Annotated in this window: 17 protein-coding genes; 15 read left to right on the forward strand and 2 right to left on the reverse strand. The window is 55.3% G+C overall.

Annotated elements, in window-relative coordinates; translation table 11 throughout:
* Nucleotides 1-43: 43 nt before the first annotated feature.
* Together KI810_RS07980 and KI810_RS07985 are read right to left on the reverse strand one after the other, a co-directional pair.
* Entirely contained in the window at nucleotides 44-1,318 is a 1,275-nt protein-coding gene (locus KI810_RS07980) for a TolC family protein (protein WP_214174981.1), read from the reverse strand.
* 99 nt (nucleotides 1,319-1,417) lie between these two features.
* A complete protein-coding gene (locus KI810_RS07985) occupies nucleotides 1,418-3,583 on the reverse strand; it encodes a lytic transglycosylase domain-containing protein (RefSeq protein WP_214174982.1) in 2,166 nt (721 codons plus the stop codon).
* 274 nt (nucleotides 3,584-3,857) lie between these two features.
* On the opposite strand from KI810_RS07985, the gene rnr reads away from it, so the two are divergent.
* The 15 genes from rnr to KI810_RS08060 all read left to right on the forward strand — a co-directional run bounded on the left by rnr (nucleotide 3,858) and on the right by KI810_RS08060 (nucleotide 20,931).
* Nucleotides 3,858-6,116: a ribonuclease R gene (rnr, locus tag KI810_RS07990; RefSeq protein ID WP_214174983.1), complete on the forward strand. Its 2,259-nt coding sequence runs from the start codon at nucleotides 3,858-3,860 to the stop codon at nucleotides 6,114-6,116.
* Between the two features lie 75 nt (nucleotides 6,117-6,191).
* Nucleotides 6,192-7,031, forward strand: coding sequence for a twin-arginine translocase subunit TatC (tatC, locus tag KI810_RS07995; RefSeq protein WP_214174984.1), 840 nt, complete (start codon nucleotides 6,192-6,194; stop codon nucleotides 7,029-7,031).
* A 37-nt stretch (nucleotides 7,032-7,068) separates the two neighbouring features.
* Nucleotides 7,069-8,040 (forward strand): bifunctional riboflavin kinase/FAD synthetase, encoded by a 972-nt coding sequence (locus KI810_RS08000; protein WP_214174985.1) that lies wholly within the window; start codon nucleotides 7,069-7,071, stop codon nucleotides 8,038-8,040.
* Nucleotides 8,033-9,052 carry a lysylphosphatidylglycerol synthase transmembrane domain-containing protein gene (locus KI810_RS08005; RefSeq protein WP_214174986.1) on the forward strand — a complete coding sequence of 340 codons (1,020 nt, stop codon included), beginning with the start codon at nucleotides 8,033-8,035 and terminating at the stop codon, nucleotides 9,050-9,052. Before KI810_RS08000 ends, KI810_RS08005 begins: the two co-directional genes overlap by 8 nt.
* A 5-nt stretch (nucleotides 9,053-9,057) precedes the next feature.
* The gene (locus KI810_RS08010) at nucleotides 9,058-9,813 is read left to right on the forward strand and encodes a class I SAM-dependent methyltransferase (RefSeq protein ID WP_214174987.1); all 756 of its coding nucleotides are present in this window, start codon (nucleotides 9,058-9,060) and stop codon (nucleotides 9,811-9,813) included.
* A complete protein-coding gene (locus KI810_RS08015; protein WP_214174988.1) occupies nucleotides 9,810-11,681 on the forward strand; it encodes a glycosyltransferase family 117 protein in 1,872 nt (623 codons plus the stop codon). The genes KI810_RS08010 and KI810_RS08015 overlap by 4 nt, the downstream gene beginning before the upstream one ends.
* Before the next feature lie 2 nt (nucleotides 11,682-11,683).
* The gene (locus KI810_RS08020) at nucleotides 11,684-12,577 is read left to right on the forward strand and encodes a shikimate dehydrogenase (protein WP_214175190.1); all 894 of its coding nucleotides are present in this window, start codon (nucleotides 11,684-11,686) and stop codon (nucleotides 12,575-12,577) included.
* A 38-nt stretch (nucleotides 12,578-12,615) separates the two neighbouring features.
* Nucleotides 12,616-14,325 (forward strand): type IV-A pilus assembly ATPase PilB, encoded by a 1,710-nt coding sequence (gene pilB / locus KI810_RS08025; protein ID WP_214174989.1) that lies wholly within the window; start codon nucleotides 12,616-12,618, stop codon nucleotides 14,323-14,325.
* Nucleotides 14,326-14,338: 13 nt separating this feature from the next.
* A complete protein-coding gene (locus tag KI810_RS08030) occupies nucleotides 14,339-15,430 on the forward strand; it encodes a type IV pilus twitching motility protein PilT (protein ID WP_214174990.1) in 1,092 nt (363 codons plus the stop codon).
* A 33-nt stretch (nucleotides 15,431-15,463) separates the two neighbouring features.
* Complete coding sequence (locus KI810_RS08035; protein ID WP_214174991.1) at nucleotides 15,464-16,687, forward strand: type II secretion system F family protein; 1,224 nt, start codon at nucleotides 15,464-15,466, stop codon at nucleotides 16,685-16,687.
* A gap of 3 nt (nucleotides 16,688-16,690) precedes the next feature.
* A complete protein-coding gene (locus tag KI810_RS08040) occupies nucleotides 16,691-18,322 on the forward strand; it encodes a two-component system sensor histidine kinase NtrB (RefSeq protein ID WP_214174992.1) in 1,632 nt (543 codons plus the stop codon).
* A gap of 18 nt (nucleotides 18,323-18,340) precedes the next feature.
* A complete protein-coding gene (locus tag KI810_RS08045) occupies nucleotides 18,341-19,708 on the forward strand; it encodes a sigma-54-dependent transcriptional regulator (RefSeq protein WP_214174993.1) in 1,368 nt (455 codons plus the stop codon).
* A gap of 131 nt (nucleotides 19,709-19,839) precedes the next feature.
* The gene (locus tag KI810_RS17435) at nucleotides 19,840-20,055 is read left to right on the forward strand and encodes a type IV pilin protein (RefSeq protein WP_214174994.1); all 216 of its coding nucleotides are present in this window, start codon (nucleotides 19,840-19,842) and stop codon (nucleotides 20,053-20,055) included.
* Nucleotides 20,056-20,274: 219 nt separating this feature from the next.
* Nucleotides 20,275-20,484, forward strand: coding sequence for a type IV pilin protein (locus KI810_RS17440; protein WP_214174995.1), 210 nt, complete (start codon nucleotides 20,275-20,277; stop codon nucleotides 20,482-20,484).
* 27 nt (nucleotides 20,485-20,511) lie between these two features.
* Complete coding sequence (locus KI810_RS08060; RefSeq protein WP_214174996.1) at nucleotides 20,512-20,931, forward strand: hypothetical protein; 420 nt, start codon at nucleotides 20,512-20,514, stop codon at nucleotides 20,929-20,931.
* The last annotated feature ends 68 nt before the right edge of the window (nucleotides 20,932-20,999 follow it).

The following is a 20,999-nucleotide window of genomic DNA, read 5'->3' on the forward strand; positions in this document are numbered from 1 at the left end:
GCGACGCAGTCTCTTTTAGAGACTAGGCGGTTGCCGCGGGTATCTATAATTCCCCGCGTGCTTTTTTTATCCGCGCCACTGCAACCTGGTAGTCGAACATGCTGCGATAATAGTCGGTTCTGGCCTGGGTCAGGAGGGTCTGGGCGTCTATGACGTCCGTGGCGGTCCCTACCTGGGCCTGGTAGCGCTCCTTGTTGATCCGCAGATTCTCCTCTCCCTGGAGGATGGCTTTTTCGCTGACCTTGATTCTTTCCATGGAGACATTGGCGTCATTGACTGCCATGCGGTATTCCAGGCCCAGGGCAGCTTTCACCTGGCGCAATGCCTGCTCGCTCCTGGAACGGGTGGCAATTGCCTGCCGATACCTCCCCGTTGTTGCCTGGCCGTCAAAAAGGTTGAACTTCACGCCGATCGTTGCAGCCATGATCGCCTGTTCCTTGACCTGCCGGTTCTGCACGTAATCAAGTCCCGCTTTCGCAAAAAGTTCGGGATAATATCCCCCCTTGCTTTCCTGCACATCGAATTCACTCCCTTCAACGGCTTTCTCCAGGGCCTTGATTTCCGGATGATCTGCTGGTACCTGGGCCAGGGGCGCTGTTGTAACCGCGGAATAGGGAAGGGTGGCTCCCTCTTCCAGGTCGGCGCGGAAATCCGGTTTCCGGTCGATGAGGTAATTCAGGAGCAACCAGGCGTTATCCCGACGATTGATGCTGTCCATACGGCTCTGCTGGCTGCCGGCGAGGCGCACTTCCGCCTGAAGGAGGTCGTTACGGGTAACAACTCCCTGCTCGTAAAGATTCCGGGCGACCCGCAGATGCTCGGTCATCTGGACAACCTCGTCTTCAGCCGATTGTACCAGTTTCTGTGCCTGCAGGATGCCGAAGTAGGCGGTAACCACCTTGAGGAAAACGTCCTGCTCATGTCCTGCATAGTTGTATAAGGCAGCTTCGCGCAAGGTACGGGCATGGCCCGCACGGGCGTCCGTGCGACCGAAATCGTAGAGAGTCTGGTAGATGCCGAGACTTGCAAAGGTATAGTCCTTCTGCTGGGTCGCAACCGTACGGCCATTTCCCAGATCGATGGCCTGGGGGTCCAGTTGAACGGTATACCCCCCCTGTATGTCAACCCGGGGGAGATACCCGCTTTTGCCGATACGTTCACCCTCGGCGGCAATTGTCTGGTCGTAGGCGGCCACCCTGAGGGTAGTATTCGAACTTTTTGCCTCCGACAGGCAGTTTTTCAGGGTAAATGTTTCACCCTGGGCTACTGCCGCCGGTATGAGGAGTCCGGCAATGATATGTCTGAGTATACGGGACATGGGTTTGCTCCGGGTTGGAAGCGCAGTTGTCAAAGAATCTTGTATGATGTCAGCATGCTGGAAAGAAATGGTGGCCCCATAACCGGGCGCGAACTGAACTCAGGTAGCGGGTGATCCGCTGCTGCTGAGATTCCGGTAGGGGAGGCCGGTGACCGGAGGAGATTCCAGTCCGTAGAGTCGCCGGTAGAGCGACGCTCCTGCGAGCACTTTTTTTACATACTCGCGGGTCTCGCCAAAGGGGATGCTTTCGATGAATTCATCCTGGCGAAGGTTTCCAAAGGTCTTGCGCCAGCGGTTCACGTTGCCGGACCCGCCGTTGTAGGCTGCGACAGCATAAACCTGGTTGCCATCGTAGGCTTCGAGAAGGTCCTTCAAGTGCCGGGTGCCGTAAGCAATGTTGATATCAGGTGTCGTGAGGCTGTTCGTGGTGAACGGCCCGTTCTTGGGAGTACTCATGACCTTAGCGGTTGAAGGCATCAGTTGCATGAGGCCGATGGCGCCCACGGGGGACCTGGCGGTCGGTGAATAGCTACTTTCTGCGCGGATGATTGAGTGGATGAGGCTCTCTCCGATATCGTTGCTGGCAGCCTGTTGGGCAACAATCTCACGAAATCCGCAGGGGTAGAGAAGCCCCCAGGTAACAGCGTTGTCCTTGTCGAACCTGTCGGGTCGCTCCTGCTTTACGGTCGACAAGGCACCGTTGTAATTCCCCATTTCCAGGTAAAGTCGGGCAATGCCGAGGAGAGCTTTTCCCTTGGTACCGGCTTTTCTTTTCGCCAGTGCCAGTTCCCGGTTTGCTTCGTCGTACAGACCACAGGCGATAAGGGTCTTGACCCGGTCAAATCCCTCGGGGACCGGAAGGATATCCGTCACATCTGCCTGGAGATTAAATGGTTTGTCATCCGGCAGTTTTGCCGCAGAGCGGTGCATCAGGGCATAATACCCGTACGGGTATTCCGTGAGCAGGGGGGTGAAGAACGCCTGGGCGCCGACGGCATCACCGGCGGCGGCGAGAGACCGCCCCCCCCAGTAGAGTGCCCTTTCCCGATACGACTCGACTGAGGTCAGTTTCTGGAAGAGGCTGGCTGCATTTGGATAGTCTGCCGTAAGAAAGGTCGCCCACGCAGTTTCCCACTGCGCGGTGTGCTTGAGACCGGAACGGGGGTATTCCCTGAGTAGCCGTTGCAGCAGGGGGAGGGCATCCGGACTCCGGTTCTGGAATTTCCTGATATAGGCTGCTTCGAGGAGGGCGTCATCGGCAAGGTCTGATTGGGGAAAGGTTTCCGTAAGTTTCTGAAATGTGGCTATGGCGGCCTCGTCACGGCCTGTCTTATCCTGCAGCCTGGCAAGCCAGAGGGTGGCTTCTGCCGCGATTTCTTTGCGGGGGTTGGTGGAAAGCAGTTTGGTCAGCGCCTGTTCGCCATCCTTGTAACGTCTGGCCTTGACCATGGCCTGCGCGGTTTTGAGCGCCAGCTTCTGGGCAACGTCAGTGGTGAGGGTGTCGGGTGGGATGGCGGAAAAGACCTTTATTGCCCGGTCGAAGCGGCGCATGTCGTAGAGCGTCATTCCCCGTCGGAACAGTTCGTCGCTGCTGAAGGGTGCCACCACGATGCCCTGTCCGGCAAGGTTTTGCAGCCGGTCATAGGCGTCGTCTGCCACATCGGCAGCCGGGTATTTGAGCCAGATCGTGCGATAGATCGTGGCAGCGGAGGCCTGGTTTCCCATCGATTCATGGCAGAGCGCGGTCCGCAGTAACGCTGTGAGGGAGTCGCTCCCCGAAGGGTACTTGTCGACAAACCGCTGATAGGCCGAAAGGGCGGTCGGGTAATCCTTCGTTTCGTAGCGGGCATCGGCAATGAGCAGGAGTGCCGAGCGTGTGAGGTGGGTTTCCGGATACTCCTTGAGCAGTTTTTCCAGGGGAGGGATACACTCCGTGTACCTTGCCAGCCGGAAAAGGGCGTTCGCCTGGTGATAGAGAGCGTAATCGGCAAGCAGGGGAAAGGTTTCGCCGGCCCGGGCCAGAGCTGGTACAGCGTTGTCCCATTCCGAGGATTTGGCGGCGGCCATGCCGACGAGGAAATCGCGCAGGCCCCCTTCCGGTGCATGGTTGGCTGCCAACTGCGCCCCACGGTAATCATGGTTCTTGAGGTGCCGGGCAGCCGTGGCGAGATGATCCGACGGCAGCTGAAGGAGATTTCCACCCGACGCGGGAAGCGCGAGGACAAAGCAGAGAATAACGATAAGAGGGATACGGCGCAACAGCATGTACGACTCCAGAAACGAGCTTCTTGCAGAATTTCCCCATTGTCAGCCTGTTCTCGCTGTGGCAGGAACAGCGTATCCTGAAAAGAGACACGTTGGGCGGCATGGAATGTGGCAAGAATATCGCATGTGTATATTTTGACGTATAGATAATAGCCGGTTCAACCGGTAAAAATCAAAAGAATTTTCCCGGTTTACCGGTAAACTGTTTGACAGCGGGAGGTTATTTGAGCATATTCAAGCTCGATCCGGGTAAAAACGTTAGAGGAGCGGCGGTATGGCGATAAATAGGGAAAAAATTCTGGGGTTGTTTCGCGATAACCCTGGTGTGTTTCGTCCGTTCCGGGACCTGATGCAACTTCTGGGGGTGACCAAGGGGCAGCGCGCCAAGTTCAAGGCCTATCTCGACCGGATGGTGGATCGGGGCGAACTCGTCAAGCAGCAGGGGAGCCGTTACGGAGTGGCGGCGTCGTCCCACGGCATCACGGGAAGGCTCTCCGTGCACAGGGACGGGTACGGCTTCGTAACTCCCGAAGGCGGGGGTGAGGATCTGTTTATCCCGGCCCGTTATCTGCGGGAAGCCATGCATGGCGACCTGGTCGAAGTGATGGCATCGCCCCGTGGCCGCACCGGCAAACGGGAAGGGCGGCTCATGCGGATTGTGGAACGGGCCCACACGACGGTTGTCGGCCGTTTCCTGACGGCCGGGGATCACGGCGTGGTTATCCCGGACGACCAACGGGTCACGAGAGAGCTTATCATCCCTCCCCGGGCGGGAGGTGAGGCACAAACTGGGCAGATGGTGGTGGCGCGCATCGTCAACTACCCGACCGACAGGAGCGGGCCGACCGCCCGGGTCGTCGAGGTGCTCGGTTCCAGCGACGATCCGGAAGTTGAAGTTCTGACCATTATCCGGAAGCACGACCTGCCGTACCAGTTTCCCGACGAGGTGACTGTAGAGGCACGGGGCATCGCGGCTGAAGTCAGCGCGGACGACATTGCAGGAAGGGTTGATCTGCGGAACCGCCCGACGGTAACCATCGATGGCGAAACGGCCCGGGATTTCGATGACGCGGTCTCGGTCAGCAGGGAAGAGGGGGGGAGAATACGGCTCTGGGTTTCCATTGCCGATGTTGCCCATTATGTCCGCGCAGGGTCGGCGCTGGACGGAGAGGCCTACCTGCGGGGAACCTCGGTTTATTTTCCCGACCGCTGCATTCCGATGCTGCCTGAGGAACTGTCCAACGGCATCTGTTCCCTGAATCCGCAGGTGGACCGCCTTACCATGACCGCGGAAATTGTCTTTGACAGGAGCGGAATGCCGGTAACGACTGCATTCTATCCCAGCGTGATCCGGAGTGCCGCCCGCCTCACCTACACACAGGTCAAAGGGGTGCTGGTCGACAGGAACCCCGGCCTGCGGGAGCAGTATGCCCATCTCCTCGATGACCTGCACCTGATGGAAGAATTGTCGATACGCCTTACCGCAAGACGCCGGGAACGGGGGAGCATCGATTTCGACCTACCCGAACCCCAGATCATTCTCGATCTTCAGGGCCAGACCGAAGCCATCGTCAAGGCGGAGCGGAATCTGGCCCATCGCATCATCGAAGAATTCATGCTGGCGGCAAACGAGGCGGTAGCCCGCCATCTGGAATCCCGTGGAACTCCCTCACTCTACCGGGTGCACGAACCACCCGATCAGGAGAAATTGCGTGACTTCCGCGACTTTGTCTTCAATTTCGGCTATCAGTTCCGCCTGGGTGAGGATTCCGTCCAACCTGCCGAGTTGCAGAGGTTGCTGGACCAGGCGGAAGGAAAACCGGAAGAGCGGATGATCAACGAGGTGCTGCTCCGCTGCATGAAACAGGCGCGCTATTCGGATGAGAATCTCGGTCATTTCGGCCTTGCCGCGCCCTGTTACACCCACTTCACGTCACCTATCCGCCGCTATCCCGATCTGGTTGTCCACCGCATCCTGAAGGGGGTGCTTGCCAAGAGTCTGCGTAAGCAGGATCTGGAACGTCTGGCAGAAACCCTGCCTGAAACGGCTTCCCACACGAGTAAGCGGGAGAGAGTGGCAATGGAGGCGGAGAGGGAAATAGTCGAGTTGAAGAAGGTTCAGTTCATGAGTGACAAGGTCGGCGAGGAATTTGACGGCATCATCAGCGGTGTGACGTCTTTTGGCCTTTTTATCGAACTGGTCGAACTGTTTGTGGAAGGGATGATCCATATCTCGACACTCCCCCCGGAGTTCTACAGCTACCAGGAAAAACAGCACTCCCTTGTCGGCGAGCGTTCCCGGACAACGTACCGGATCGGTGACCAGCTGCGGGTAAAGGTGGCCGGGGTCAGTATGGAGCGGAAGCAGATCGAATTCGTGCTGGCGGGTGCCGGTGTCGTCACGCCGACCGGAGCGGGACGCGGGAATAGCGAGGCATACCCCCGCATACCGGTCAAGGGGAAACGGCCGCGTAGCAAATCGGCAGTGGCTCGTGGGGAGAAAGGTGGCTCCGGTGGCCGGCGCAAACGGTGAAAGCAGTTGCGTGGTGGTCAGCCGCTATGTTATTGTTGGCAAGTTTTGCACTTTGACGGGCGGTCAGCGGTTACCATGAGCGAAAATACGGCCATGCCGTTCATAGAACATCTGGTGGAGTTGCGTCGGCGCCTGATCATTATTGTCGTTGCGGTGGTCATCGGCATGGGGGTGGCGTGGAACTTTTCCGACGACCTGTTGAACTTCGTCGAGAAGCCCCTGTCGGGGCAGACCTACCTCACGGAGATCAAGAAACGGGTCTATGGAGAGGTGAAACTGCGGTATCCCGCGGTGTACAACAGGTATCAGCTGGACAAGGAGATCACTGCCACGGTCCGTGAGCGGCGTCTCAACTACAGCGCCCCACTGGAGCCCTTCTTCATCCAGTGCAAGATCTCCGTCATCGCCGGCTTCATTCTCGCTCTCCCCATCGTTTTTTACCAGCTCTGGCTCTTCATCGCTCCGGGATTGACGCTCACGGAGAAGCGCCTTGTATTTCCGTTCGTGACGGTGAGCACCATCAGTTTCTGCGTGGGGGCCCTGTTTTTCCTCATCATAATCTGGCCAGTCATCATCAATTTCTCGCTCTCCTACGAATCACAGGGGCTGCAGAGCTGGTTCAACCTGAGCGCCTATATCAACTTCTGCCTGAGACTGATCCTTGTCTTCGGCCTCATCTTCGAACTCCCCATCCTTGCTCTGCTCCTGGCGCGGTTAGGGGTCGTCAATTACGGACTTCTGGCGCGGAATCGTAAATATGCCCTTCTGGCAAGCTCTATCATCGCCGCGTTCCACGCTGATCTTATCACCATGTTCGTCATTATGGTCCCCCTGTACCTCATGTACGAAGTGAGCGTCTGGGTGGCACTCCTGTTCGGCAGGAAAAAACCGGTGCCGGCGGATGCCGGTGTCTGACGAGATTGATCTCGTGCGGGGAATTCCAGTCCATACCATGATTATTTACCGTAGCATCGATGAAATACGAGAGCGTCTCTCCAATGCGGCGGTGACCATCGGCAATTTCGATGGCGTCCATCTCGGGCACCGGGAAATGTTCCGCCGTCTGAAGAAAGCGGCAGCTGCTATGGGAGGCGTATCGGTTGTCATCACCTTCTCTCCCCATCCGCTCAAGGTTCTTCCGGTCGGCAGGGAGGTGCGCCTCATCAACACCTATGCGGAAAAGGAGAATCTCATCGAGGCCTCCGGGGTCGATTACCTGGTGGTGATCCCCTTCACCCCTGAATTTGCATCCATCAGTGCAACCGATTTCGTGCGGGATATTCTGGTAGGCAGAATCGGAGCCCGGAAACTGATCATCGGGTATGATTATGCATTTGGCCGCAACCGGCAAGGAAATGTAGCTGTCCTGCAGCGGCTTGGTGAAGAGATGGGGTTTGCCGTGGAGGTGCTGGCGCCGATCGGTACCGGCGAAACGGTATACAGCAGCAGCCTGGTGCGTCGCCTCATCCAGGCTGGTGACGTCAAGGAAGTCGTAGCGTTTCTGGGGAGGCATTTCTCCGTCGGTGGAACGGTCGTGCATGGTCACCACCGGGGAAAGGGACTAGGTTTCCCGACCGCCAACCTGCAAACGGACAAGGAGTTGATCCCTGCCCATGGCGTGTATGCGGTCAAGGTAAAGGTGGATGACCGGATTTACGACGGGGCGTGCAACATCGGCGACAATCCGACCTTTGGCGACGAGGGGTGCGCCATAGAGGTCTTTCTCTTCGATTTCGACGGCGACCTGTACGGGAAGGAACTACGCCTTTACTTCGTGGAGCGGCTTCGCGGCGAAATGAAGTTCCCCGATGTTGCCTCGCTTGCACAGGCAATAGGTGACGATATCCGGCGCTGTCGGGAAATCCTGCGGGGTGTGTCCATTATCGAGTATCGCGACTACCTTGGAGCACTCGACAATGGCTAAGGCGGGCTTCGACAAGCGGCTCTGGATCGGTATCGGCATCAGTGCGGTTCTCCTGGTGATGCTGTTTCGGCAGATCGACGGCAGGCAGGTACTGGCGGCTTTCCGGTCCATGGACTACCGTTACCTTGTTCCTTCGATCATTCTTACGTTTGTCAGTTACTACTGCCGTGCCATACGCTGGCGCTACCTGCTTCTCCCCCAGAAGGCGACCTCTCTGGCCAGCCTCTTCCCGGCAACCATCGTCGGTTACATGGCAAACAACCTGCTGCCGGCGCGTCTGGGGGAATTTGTCCGCGCCTATGTCCTGGCGGAAAAAGAGCGGCTCGATCCGAGTTCGGTCTTTGCAACCCTGGTTCTGGATCGCCTGTTTGACGGTTTCACCGTCCTCCTGATCCTGGTGCTGACATTATTCACCGTCCGGCTTCCCGAAGGGATGGAGCCGGTGCAGGAGGGGCTCAAATTGGGGGGGTACGTCACCCTTGCCCTGTACGTCGGTGTCATTGTCTTTCTTGTACTCCTGAAGCGGCGGACCCACTGGACTCTGGATCTGTTGGGGCGTTTACTGCGGCCATTCCCTGCCCGTGTTGCCGAGAAAATCATTCCCCTCCTCGGTTCGTTCATTGCCGGTATCCGCATGTCGTCCAGACCGGCGGAACTCGCAGCGTTGTTTGTCTCTTCGCTCGTTATCTGGAGTACCGCGATATGGCCCGTGGACCTGGTGCTGAGATCCTTCGGCATTTCGCTTCCGGTCACGGCATCCATGCTGATCATGGTATTCCTCGTGTTTGCCGTGATGGTGCCGGCGTCTCCCGGTTACGTCGGGACGTATCATGCGGCGTGCGTCTACGGCCTGCTGGCGTTCAACGTACAGCGGGAAATGGCGCTCAGCGTGGCGCTCGTCATGCACGGCATAAATTTTTTCCCCGTAATACTAGTGGGTTTCTACTATCTCTGGCGTGACAATATATCCCTGCGCAATGTGGAAGAACAATCCGCAAAGCATACCGGTTGACCGTTATGGAATGGTATCCTACTCCCAGTTACCTGCTCAAGCGGAAGGTTATCCTTGATTTTCTCCGTACGGTTCCCGTGAGAGACGTTCTCGAAGTAGGGTGTGGCGCGGGGGACCTTCTGGTGGCTCTGGCGGCTCGGGGGTACCGGGGTACCGGTGTCGACCTTTCGGATGATGCGGTGGAGACTGCCCGGAAAAGAGTCGCGAACACGATGGTAACGGTAGTGAGGGGAGACGTGCAGGACGTTGCCGGACAGTTCGACGTGACGATAGCGTCGGAGGTGCTGGAGCACTGCGCGGATGACGTGGGGGTGTTGCGTGAACTGGCCTCGAAAACCCGACCTGGCGGTTACGTGGTGCTTACGGTGCCGGCTCACATGTCAAGATGGGGGGCAAACGACGATTTCTGTGGCCATCTCCGCCGTTACGGGCGGGAAGAGTTGCATGACAAACTGGTGGCGGCCGGCCTCAGTCCCGTTTCCATTTACTCCTACGGGGTACCCGTTTACAATCTGATGAAGCCTTTCTATGACCGTGCCATCCGCAAGCAGTGTCGCCAGGAGCGTGACCTGCAGATTCGTACCGAGGAGAGCAGCGGCATGTGGCTGTTTACGGGAATGAAGCACATCTTTTTTCTGCTGTTTAACGATCTGACCATGTATCCATTCTATCTGATGCAACGACTTTTCTTTCGGACCGACCTGGGCAATGGTTATTTTGCCGTTGCGCGTCGTGTCGCGCAGCACGGTGAGGCATTATGAGCCGTTTGCTTTCAGCTTTTCAGCGCCGCGTCGATATTTATGCCGTGGCATCGGTCATAATTCCTTTGTTTGTCTATCTGTTGACCCTTGCCCCGTCGGTTACTTTTTTCGATAGCGGTGAATTCCTTACCGCCATTTATTCCCTCGGCTCCGCCCATTCTCCCGGCTACCCGCTGTTTATCAATTATGCCAAAGCGTTTACGTATCTCCCCTTCGGTAACTTTGCCTTCAGGGTGAACATCGCCACGGCTGTTTCTGCGGCGGTCGCGTGCTACGGCGTCTATCTCCTGGTATTCCATCTTCTGCAAAACGAATATCTCACGCCGGATGAAGCGTTTTCCCGGCATTTCAGAAAAATCACCGCCCTCGGTGCCGCTCTGACGTTTGCCTTTTCGGCCCGGCTCTGGCTGCAGTCCAACCATGACAAGCCGTATCCGCTCATCTCCTTTCTGGCCGCGATGATCTTCTATCTGCTTCTGCTCTGGCGGGACCACTATCGCCGGGGAGACGAACGGCCTTTCTATGTCTACCTCGGTGCATTCCTCTGCGGGCTCGGTTTCGGTGCTCACCAGACCATGGTTCTGCTCGTGCCGTCATTTGCATTTCTGATCATCTCCCTGGACTGGAGGGTTCTCGGGCGCATCAAGGAGATACTCCTCGCCATCACCTTCGGCCTTCTCGGATTTTCCGTCCACCTTCACCTCCCGGTCCGGGCGGTGCGTAACCCGCTTCTTAATTGGGGAGACCCCAAGACCCTCACCCAGTTCCTGTGGCATTTTCTGCGCAAGGGGTATCCTACGGACAAGCCTGATCGGGACTTCAAGCTCCTATGGGCTCAGCTGAACGCTTTCAATATACCTTTCGAGTTCACGGCGGTGGGGATGGTCCTGCTCCTCGTCGGGATTACCTTCTTTTTCAGGAAGCGGCGTGATGAAATCCTTGCCTATTTGCTGGGGTTACTGGTGTTCCTGCTCGTCATCGTAGGCTATTTCAATGCGCTGCCCGACCTGATATTCCTGACGGAAGAATTTTTTACGCCGCTCTACCTGTTGTCGGCGGTTTTTGTCGGTTTGGGAATGTTTATCGTTCTCAAGACGGTTCTTGGTGTGATTCCCCTTCAGCGCCTGGCACAATTGCCGGTGAAGGTCAGTGCGCTGCTGGCAGTCGCTGCCTTGCCTGTCACGGTGTGCGCGCTCAATTACGTCGAAAACGACCAGCATGAAAATTATATCGCCTATGATTATGCTACGAACTCGCTCCGGACCCTTCCCCAGGGGACTGCGCTGTTTACCTGGGGGGACAGCGGGGCCTTTCCGCTCTGGTATCTGCAGGGGGTGGAGAAAATGCGTGAGGATGTGGATCTTTTGCATTCGCCCCACCTGGTATTCGACTGGTATCTGGATTCGTTTCCCCTCGTATTCAACAACAGCAGACTCAGAACTCTCCCCCTGCAAAACATCGCGCCCGATGATATATTGAGGCTGGCGATCGATGAACAGATCGAACGCCGGCCAGTCTACATCGATTTTTCCACCAGATATTCCATCGGATTGAGTAATTACACCATTCAGCAGGCCGGTATCTGTTACCGCCTGGGTAAGCTGTCCGGTGCCATGTTCCTTCCCCCGGAGCAGTCGGTCTGGAGCCTTTATGCAATACGCGGTGTTGACGGCGAGATGTTCTTTCGTGACCTCGATACGGGGAAGGCGATTCTCATCTATGCAACCAGTCATATGGAAGCGGGAGACATGCTGCTGCGACTCGGGAGAATTGCCGAAGGTGTTAGAGAACTGCGGCTGGCGGAGCAGATTTCCCCTGAGTTGCGTGGCCAGGTCGCAGGAATTCTGAACGGATACAACGTGCGATGAGAATCGATATACAGGGGAAAACAAAGGTTCTGGGGATAATCGGCTGGCCGGTGGCCCATTCCCTTTCACCGCTGATGCAGAATGCCGCCTGTGCTGCCTTGGGGTTGGACTGTGTCTATGTGCCCTTCCCGGTACCTCCTGAAAACCTGGCGGAAGCGGTGGATGGCTTGCGCGCCCTAGGTGTCGCGGGGTTCAACGTGACCATCCCCCACAAGGAGGCGATAATCGGTTTGCTCGACGACCTGTCCGAAGAAGCCCGACTCATAGGGGCGGTCAATACGGTCAGCCGCGACGGTGACCGCCTGACAGGACACAACACCGATGTAACCGGTTTCACCAAATCGCTGCAGGATGACCTGAAATTCGACATCAAAGGGAGCAGAGTCTTACTCCTGGGAGCAGGAGGTGCTGCACGGGCGGCTCTTGTCGGTCTCTGCCAGGCCGGTGCCGCGGCGGTTACCGTGGCAAACCGCACTCCGGCAAAGGGTAAACGACTCATTGCGGATTTCAGCCCGGTCTTTACTGGTGCGAATCTTGCTCAGTGCACTCTGGACGTTTTGAAGGATGATTGTCGATTGAAGGACGTAGACCTGCTCGTGAATACGACGGCGGTTGGTCTGAACGGTACGGCTTTTGACGATATCGATCTGGCCCCGATGGCGCCAACAGCGCGAGTATATGACATGGTCTATAATCCCGCACTGACTCCGCTTCTTGCCGAAGCACAAAAACATTCCCTTCTATCTGCCAATGGTGCCGGCATGCTGGCGGCCCAGGGGGAAGCGGCATTTACCATCTGGACTGCACGCAAACCGCCAAATGGCCTAATGAAATCGCGCCTTTTGGCGGCGCTTGGTGGCCAAGATATGCTTGACAACGATGTATATTCAAAATAGTATTTGCAGGCTGATTAACTACGGGGAACGGTGACTGTATGCAGTCTAGCAGACTGGGAGAACTCCTGGTTCGAAATAATCTGATTACCAAAGAACAGCTGGCCAAGGCTCTCGACGAGCAGAAAGAATCCGCAGGTCAGCTTCGACTTGGGTCCATTCTCATCAAGAACGGGTTGATCAGCGAGCCCGACCTCACCTCGTTTCTTTCCAAGCAGTACGGTGTGCCCTCTATCAATCTTGCCGAATTCGAAATCGACCAGGCGGTCATAAAGATCATACCGGTTGACATCGCCCAGAAGTACCAGATCGTGCCGGTCAACAGGGCAGGGTCGACCCTCATTATCGCAATGAGCGATCCGTCGAATATCTTCGCCATCGACGACATCAAGTTCATGACCGGGTATAACGTCGAGGTTGTCGTCTCGGCCGAGACAGCCATCAAGACGGCAATTGACAAGTACTACGACCAGTCCGCATCCCTGGCTGATGTCATGAGCGATCTCGAGGGATTGGAAGACCTGGAGGTCGTCGGGGATGAGGAAGAAATCGATGTTTCTTCACTCGAGCGTGCCACGGAAGACGCCCCGGTCGTCAAGCTGGTCAACCTGATTCTCACCGACGCCATCAAGAAAAAGGCCAGTGACATTCATATCGAACCATATGAACGGACCTTCCGTGTCAGGTACCGGATCGACGGCGTGCTTTATGAAGTGATGAAGCCTCCCATGAAGCTGAAGAACGCGATTACCTCTCGCCTCAAGATCATGGCGGAACTGGATATCGCCGAACGTCGCCTTCCCCAGGACGGACGCATCAAGATCAAAATGGGTGGCGGCAAGGACATGGATTTCCGGGTTTCGGTTTTGCCGACCCTGTTTGGCGAAAAAATCGTCATGCGGCTGCTGGATAAATCCAACCTGCAACTCGACATGACGAAACTGGGGTATGAGCCGGAAGCCCTGGCACATTTCCAGAGGGAAATTCACAAACCGTTCGGCATGGTACTGGTAACCGGCCCGACGGGAAGCGGTAAGACCGTTTCCCTCTATTCCGCATTATCGGAACTGAACAAGGTTTCGGAAAACATCTCCACTGCCGAAGACCCGGTTGAGTTCAACTTTGCCGGCATCAATCAGGTTCAGATGCACGAGGATATCGGCCTTAATTTTGCCGCTGCCCTGAGGTCCTTCCTGCGCCAGGACCCTGACATCATCATGATCGGTGAGATCCGGGACTTCGAGACTGCCGAAATTGGAATCAAGGCAGCCTTGACGGGGCACCTGGTACTTTCCACGCTCCACACCAACGATGCGCCAGCCACCATCAACCGTCTTCTTAACATGGGCATCGAGCCGTTTCTCGTCGCTTCCGCCGTCAACCTCATTACCGCCCAGCGTCTGGCGCGGCGTATCTGCTCCGAGTGCAAGGAACCGGAAGACATACCGGTACAAGCCCTGATAGATGCCGGTGTCTCACCGGAAGAGGCACCGACGTATGTCTGTTACAAGGGTGTCGGCTGCGCGAAATGTAACAACACGGGGTATAAGGGACGCGTCGGTTTTTACCAGGTCATGCCCATGCTGGAGCCAATCCGGGAACTGATTCTCAACGGCGCCAACACGGCGGAGATCAAGCGCGAATCAATGCGCCTCGGCATCAAATCCATGCGGCAGTCGGGCTTGACCAAACTCATGGAAGGGGTCACCTCTTTCGAGGAAGTTCTGCGGGTAACCGTGGCGGACGACTAGGAGACGAGAAACAATGGCAAATCTGCACCAATTGCTCAAGGAACTCGTGGAACGTGGAGGATCTGACCTTCACATCACCACCAACACCCCCCCCCAGATCCGGGTCGACGGTAAGCTGACGCCTCTGGATTACCCTCCTCTCAACGCCGTTGATACCAAGCAACTCTGTTACAGCGTCCTTACGGATGCCCAAAAACACAAGTACGAAGAGGACAATGAACTCGATCTCTCGTTCGGCGTGAAGGGCCTGTCCCGCTTCAGGGGAAACATGTTCATTCAGCGGGGAGCTGTTGCAGGGGTCTTCCGGGTCATCCCCTACAAGATTCTTACGTTTGAGGAGTTGGGGCTCCCTCAGGTGGTAAGGGAACTGGCGGAGAAGCCACGTGGTCTTATCCTCGTCACGGGACCGACGGGGAGTGGCAAGTCGACCACTCTCGCTTCCATTATCGATAAAATCAACATGGATCGCCGCGATCATATCGTAACGATCGAGGATCCTATCGAATATCTCCATCCCCATAAGGGGTGCCTGGTCAACCAGCGTGAAGTCGGTGCCGATACCAAAAGTTTCAAAAACGCGCTGAAGTACGTGCTGCGCCAGGACCCGGACGTTGTTCTGGTCGGCGAATTGCGGGATCTGGAAACCATCGAGGCGGCCCTCACCCTTGCCGAGACGGGTCACCTCTGCTTTGCAACGCTGCACACAAACTCCTGCGCCCAGACCATTAACCGTATCATCGATGTATTTCCCCCCTATCAGCAGACCCAGGTCAGGACCCAGTTGTCATTCGTGCTGGAAGGGGTATTGTCACAGACGCTCATACCCAAGCTGGGAGGTAAGGGGAGAGCGCTTGCCCTTGAAGTCATGGTGCCGAACCCCGCAATCCGTAACCTTATCCGGGAAGACAAGATCCATCAGATTTATTCCCAGATGCAGGTCGGGCAGGAACGGTTCGGCATGCAGACCATGAACCAGTGTCTGATAAACCTTTACCTGAGGCGTCTCATCAGCCTAGAAGACGCGCTTGGGAGATCTCCCGAGCCGGATGAATTCAAGCAGATGGTCGCCAATGCTGGTGCCCAGGGGCCGAAACGGCGCCCCTGATCGGGAGCCTGTTGATTTATGAGGAGGGTATAAATGCCTAAATTCAATTGGGAAGGCAGGAGCAAATCCGGGTCGGTGCAGAAGGGTGTCATGGAAGCCGCCAACCAGGCGTTGGTGGAAGCCCAGCTCAAGAAGTACGGATTCTCCGGCATTACCATTAAGGAAGAGGGGAAAGGCCTTGGCAAGGGGATAAGCATTCCCGGCTTTGGCGCCAAGAAAGTTCAGACCAAGGACCTGGTGGTTTTCACGCGACAGTTTGCGACCATGATCGATTCCGGTCTTCCGTTGGTACAATGCCTGGAAATTCTCGCGGGCCAGCAGGAAAACCCGACCTTCAAGAATGTGCTGTTCAAGGTAAAGGAGGCAGTCGAAAGCGGTTCCACCTTTGCCGATGCCCTCGGCAAACACCCCCAGGTTTTCGACCAGCTCTATGTCAACCTGGTTGCCGCCGGAGAGGTTGGCGGTATTCTCGATACGATTCTTAACCGGCTGGCCGCCTACATTGAAAAGGCCATGAAGCTGGCAAAACAGGTCAAGGGTGCGATGGTTTATCCTGCTACAATCATGTCCATTGCGGTTATCGTCGTGGGGGTCATTCTCGTTTTCGTTATTCCGACATTCGCCAAGATGTTTGCAGATTTCGGGGGTGAATTACCTGGACCGACCAAGTTTGTTATTGCACTGAGTGATTTCTTCAAGAAATACATCATCGTGATGATTGTGGCTTTTTTTGCACTCAAGTATGCATTCGGTAAATATTACGCCACCCCAAAAGGGAAGAAAGTCGTCGATGCACTGGCTTTGAAAGCACCTGTCGTTGGCCCCCTGATCAGGAAGGTATCGGTCGCAAAATTCACGCGCACTCTCGGCACCATGATCAGCAGTGGTGTGCCGATCATGGACGGGCTGGAGATCGTCGCCAAGACCGCAGGCAACAAGATCGTTGAAGAGGCGATTTATAAAGTCCGCCAGGCGATTTCCGAAGGTAAGACCATGGCGGAGCCCCTTGCTGAAAGCGGCGTATTCCCCCCCATGGTCGTGCAGATGATCTCGGTCGGAGAGGCAACCGGCGCCATGGATGCCATGCTCAACAAGATTGCCGACTTTTATGACGACGAGGTGGACGATGCCGTCGGCGCGCTGACCGCCATGATGGAACCAATGCTGATGGTGGTCCTTGGAACAACAGTCGGTGGCCTCGTTATCGCCATGTACCTTCCGATATTCAAACTTGCCGGTGCAGTTGGCGGCGGTTAGTCAATGGATGAAAAAAGAAGGCTAGGCTGGTTCATCTTCTTCAGGATACTGGTGGTGACGGTTCTTCTCGGCTCTACCAGTATCCTGAATTTCGATGTAGCGGGAAGCAGTGTCTACCCATCGCAGATGACCGTTGCCAGGTTGATCGTTGCAACCTATCTGTTTTCCATCGGTTCCTATCTTTTTCTCAAAACTACCGATAGATACACCCGTTTCCTCACCTATCTCCAGATTATCTGGGATTTGATCTTCGTAACATTGCTGCTCCTCATAACAGGGGGGATAACCTCTCCCTATTCCTTTCTTTATTTCCTTTCCATCATCAATGCCAGTGTGCTGCTTGCCCGCAGGGAGGCATTCTACACGGCGTCGCTCTGCGGCATTCTCTACGGTGCCATTCTCGATTTTCAGTATTTCGGCAAGCTCTTGAATCTGGGGCTCAGCCCGTTGCCCGCTCAGCAACTCGGCGCTAAGTTCGTATTCTCCATGATTTTTCTCAATTTCGGCGCGTTTTTTTTAACGGCTTTTCTTTCCGGGTATCTAGCCGAACGGGCGCGGAAAAGTGAATCCGCTCTCGAGAAAAAAGTCATCGATTTTGAAGAGCTGGAGCGGCTGAACAGTTCCATAGTGTCCAACATAGGCAGTGGACTGCTCACCGTTACCAATGGAGGGAGAGTGCGGGTCTTCAACCGGTACGTGCAGCAGTTGACCGGTGTAAGTCTGGAGGAGGCCTATGACCGACCGCTCAGTGAGATCATCACCCCTTTTGAAGCGTATGGGGCGCGTGTACTGAACCCTCTCTCCGGTGAGGTTGCCTATCTATCCGGGGAGGGGAAGAAGCTCATAATCGGATTCAAGTCCGTACCGTTGACGGATCTGCAGGGGAATCGACAGGGAGCGATCATCAACCTGCTCGATCTCACGCAGATAAAGCAGATGGAGGCCGAGTTGAAGAAAGCAGACAGGCTCGCCGCCATCGGTGAACTGTCGGCTCGCATCGCCCACGAGATCAGAAACCCCCTCGCATCCATAAGCGGGTCGGTCCAGTTGATAGCCCAAAGTGCTACCATTTCGGAAAGCGACAAGCGTCTGCTGACTATTGTAGAGCGTGAATCAGACCGACTGAACCTGTTGATAAGTGACTTCCTTGCCTATGCCAGACCTGCGGCCCCCGAGAAAACAGTGGTTATGCTTCATGATTTTGTCAGAGAGATGCAGGCCCTTATTCGTGCGGATCTTCGTTTTGAAAGGATTACGCTCCGTAATGACTGTCCTGAAGGAATATCGGTAGCCATTGACCGGGGCCAGTTCAAGCAGGTCTTCTGGAATCTCCTGGTGAATGCGGCTGATGCCATGCCTGACCAGGGGACGGTAACGTTTACCGCGTTCGATGATGCCGCCAGCGGAGAAGAACAGGGAAACGGTTTTGTAAAGGTTGTTGTCGATGATACCGGTCACGGCATGGATGAACAGGTCATGGGCAGGATCTTCGAACCATTTTTTACGACGAAAAATGGAGGTACTGGCCTTGGCCTGGCGACTGTCTACAGGATTATCCAGTCCCATGGGGGGGCACTGCACATTGAGAGCAATCCAGGTTCGGGATCGAGATTTACAATTTTAATACCCAAGTAAGCATAAAGGGTCCATCACATGCAAACCAGAATACTTGTCGTAGATGACGAACTGAGCATGCGGGAATTTCTTACCATTCTGCTAGAGCGGGAAGGGTACCTCGCAGATGCTGCGGAAAATGCGGAAACGGCCATGGCAATGCTTGAGACTAATAATTATGATGTGGTGATATCCGACGTGAACATGCCTGGACTGGATGGTTTACAACTCCTGGAACGGATCAAGTCCGATGCCCCCGATACGGCTGTCCTGCTCGTTACCGCTTTTTCCACCGCCGAGCAGGCGGTGGAAGCGATGAAACGCGGTGCCTATGACTACATTGCCAAGCCGTTCAAGGTTGAAGAGATAAAGGTTCTCGTTCAGAATGCCCTTGAAAAGCGGAGTCTCAAGCGGGAAAACGTACGCCTGAAACAGGCGATCGAGGAGCGCTACAGTTTCAGCGGCATCATTGGCAAGAGCCGAAAAATGCGCGACGTCTACACGGTCATAGAAAAGGTTGCAGCAAGCAATGTCAATGTGCTTATCTCGGGTGAAAGCGGCACCGGCAAGGAACTGGTAGCCAAGGCAATTCATTACAACGGCTTACGAAGGGACAAGCCGTTCGTCGCGGTCAACTGTGGCGCCATTCCCGAGACGCTCATGGAAAGCGAATTTTTCGGCCACAAAAAAGGATCTTTCACGGGGGCTGTATCTGATCGGGCCGGTCTGTTCGAGCAGGCGCAAGGGGGGACTCTTTTTCTCGATGAGATTGGTGAAGTGCCCGTTCAATTACAGGCTAAACTGCTGAGAGTCCTTCAGGAACGCCGCTTCAGAAGGATAGGTGCGACCGAGGAGAGCAGCGCCGACGTGCGGGTCATAGCAGCATCGAACCGGAACCTGGAAGAACAGGTCAGGGAAGGAAATTTCCGGGAAGACCTCTATTACCGGATCAATGTGGTGCAGGTGCAGTTGCCGTCCCTCAGGGAGAGGCCGGAGGACATTCCATTACTTGTGGAACATTTCTATCACAAATTTGTTCAACATCCCGTCCAAGGCGAAATCGTAACGAACGATGCGCTCAAGGTCCTGCTGGAATACCCATTCCCCGGAAATGTCCGGGAACTGGAAAATCTGGTGGAGAGATGTCTTGTCCTGGGTGATAGAACGATAACCCGCGAGTGTCTTCCTTCTCACATTTATAATAATCAGATTGCACAAGCCGGCAATTCCCAGGAAATACCGACCGAAGGGATGAACCTGGAGGCTTACCTCGACGGGATCGAAAAACGATTTCTGTTGCAGGCCATGGAGCGAAGTGGTGGTGTAAAGAAACGTGCTGCCCAGATTCTCGGTCTGTCGTTCCGGTCGTTCCGGTACAGGTTGGCCAAGTTCGGCATGGATGATTGACTACTCGCCGAGGCACAGGCATGCAGGTTGCGAGTACAAAAATTACAGATCGATATTATATTTTTTCAGTGGCGCATATATTGCATAAATGGCGTTATCGTATGTTAATGAAATGAATACCGGGGCGGGCAATGCACATAACGACCAGAAACAGTTCCGAGAGAGGCTTTACCCTCATAGAACTGCTCATTGTGGTTGCCATTATCGGCATACTGGCGGCAATTGCCATTCCCCAGTTCAACAATTACCGGCAAAAATCGTACAATGCCGCTGCGCAATCAGATTTGAGGAACGCACGGCTCGTTCTGGAAAGCTACTTTGGGGAGCACCAGGCTTATCCCCGCTGAAGTGGCATGTTGACAATTTATGTCACCGTGGTGTCGTAATGTGTGATTCAAAAACGTTTACAGCCTGATACGTAATTCCGGAATTTACGGTAACAATGCGGACTCACTGGTAATAAACGGCTGGCTTGTGATTGGCATGAAAACTGCTGGATAAGGACTGGATTTCGGAATACTAAATGACCGGGGATAACCGGACAAACACCACGAAAGGAGAAAGACATGCTTAACAAACTCAGAAGCAACAAAGGTTTTACCCTCATCGAGCTGTTGATCGTCGTTGCGATCATCGGTATCCTGGCAGCCATTGCCATCCCGCAGTTCTCCGCCTATCGGCAGAAGGCCTACAACAGCGCCGCCCAGAGTGACCTGAAGAATGCCAAGACCCAGCTTGAGTCTTACTACGCTGACAACCAGAAATATCCGTTCTAATTAAACTTTGACGAAAGGAGATATAAAATGAAAAAACTCGTATGTTTGACGCTTCTTATCGCTGTTGCGACCGCAGGGTTTGCATATGCCGCACTTACCAAAGCTGCCGATACCGGCACTGCTGCCGATGGAGCATGGTACGCAGCTGCCGACTCTGGCAAGATTACCTTCCCGGGAGACAGCACCAACGGTCCCCTGATCGCGTTCAAGCCTTCCGCCAACGTGTCCATGGCCTATAACTGCACCGACGGCACGGTATACACGCTCGGTTCCTACCACTCCTCCGGCACCAAGCTCTACGGCACGAGTTCCACTGAAGCGAAGATCTATATGTTCGATCTTGCCGCTGCCGGCGAGGCTGCTCCTCCGGGTGATACCGCACCCACCACGACGATTCCGACCGCTGCTGCTCCCAACTTCTCGACCGGTTGGTCTGCAATCAAGTAACTGTCGCCTGAATAGGTGTAAAAACGGGATGCAGTCGATGCATCCCGTTTTTATTTGAATCATGGGGA

Origin of the sequence: Geomobilimonas luticola, assembly GCF_018476905.1 — a bacterium.
In the GTDB taxonomy this organism is placed as follows: Bacteria; Desulfobacterota; Desulfuromonadia; order Geobacterales; family Geobacteraceae; genus Geomobilimonas; species Geomobilimonas luticola.

Bases quoted from the DNA above. Each gene is read 5' to 3' on its own strand.
- KI810_RS07980 (WP_214174981.1), bottom strand. From the start codon at position 1,318: ATGTCCCGTATACTCAGACATATCATTGCCGGACTCCTCATACCGGCG.
- KI810_RS07985 (WP_214174982.1), bottom strand. From the start codon at position 3,583: ATGCTGTTGCGCCGTATCCCTCTTATCGTTATTCTCTGCTTTGTCCTC.
- rnr (WP_214174983.1), top strand. From the start codon at position 3,858: ATGGCGATAAATAGGGAAAAAATTCTGGGGTTGTTTCGCGATAACCCT.
- tatC (WP_214174984.1), top strand. From the start codon at position 6,192: ATGAGCGAAAATACGGCCATGCCGTTCATAGAACATCTGGTGGAGTTG.
- KI810_RS08000 (WP_214174985.1), top strand. From the start codon at position 7,069: ATGATTATTTACCGTAGCATCGATGAAATACGAGAGCGTCTCTCCAAT.
- KI810_RS08005 (WP_214174986.1), top strand. From the start codon at position 8,033: ATGGCTAAGGCGGGCTTCGACAAGCGGCTCTGGATCGGTATCGGCATC.
- KI810_RS08010 (WP_214174987.1), top strand. From the start codon at position 9,058: ATGGAATGGTATCCTACTCCCAGTTACCTGCTCAAGCGGAAGGTTATC.
- KI810_RS08015 (WP_214174988.1), top strand. From the start codon at position 9,810: ATGAGCCGTTTGCTTTCAGCTTTTCAGCGCCGCGTCGATATTTATGCC.
- pilB (WP_214174989.1), top strand. From the start codon at position 12,616: ATGCAGTCTAGCAGACTGGGAGAACTCCTGGTTCGAAATAATCTGATT.
- KI810_RS08030 (WP_214174990.1), top strand. From the start codon at position 14,339: ATGGCAAATCTGCACCAATTGCTCAAGGAACTCGTGGAACGTGGAGGA.
- KI810_RS08035 (WP_214174991.1), top strand. From the start codon at position 15,464: ATGCCTAAATTCAATTGGGAAGGCAGGAGCAAATCCGGGTCGGTGCAG.
- KI810_RS08040 (WP_214174992.1), top strand. From the start codon at position 16,691: ATGGATGAAAAAAGAAGGCTAGGCTGGTTCATCTTCTTCAGGATACTG.
- KI810_RS08045 (WP_214174993.1), top strand. From the start codon at position 18,341: ATGCAAACCAGAATACTTGTCGTAGATGACGAACTGAGCATGCGGGAA.
- KI810_RS17435 (WP_214174994.1), top strand. From the start codon at position 19,840: ATGCACATAACGACCAGAAACAGTTCCGAGAGAGGCTTTACCCTCATA.
- KI810_RS17440 (WP_214174995.1), top strand. From the start codon at position 20,275: ATGCTTAACAAACTCAGAAGCAACAAAGGTTTTACCCTCATCGAGCTG.
- KI810_RS08060 (WP_214174996.1), top strand. From the start codon at position 20,512: ATGAAAAAACTCGTATGTTTGACGCTTCTTATCGCTGTTGCGACCGCA.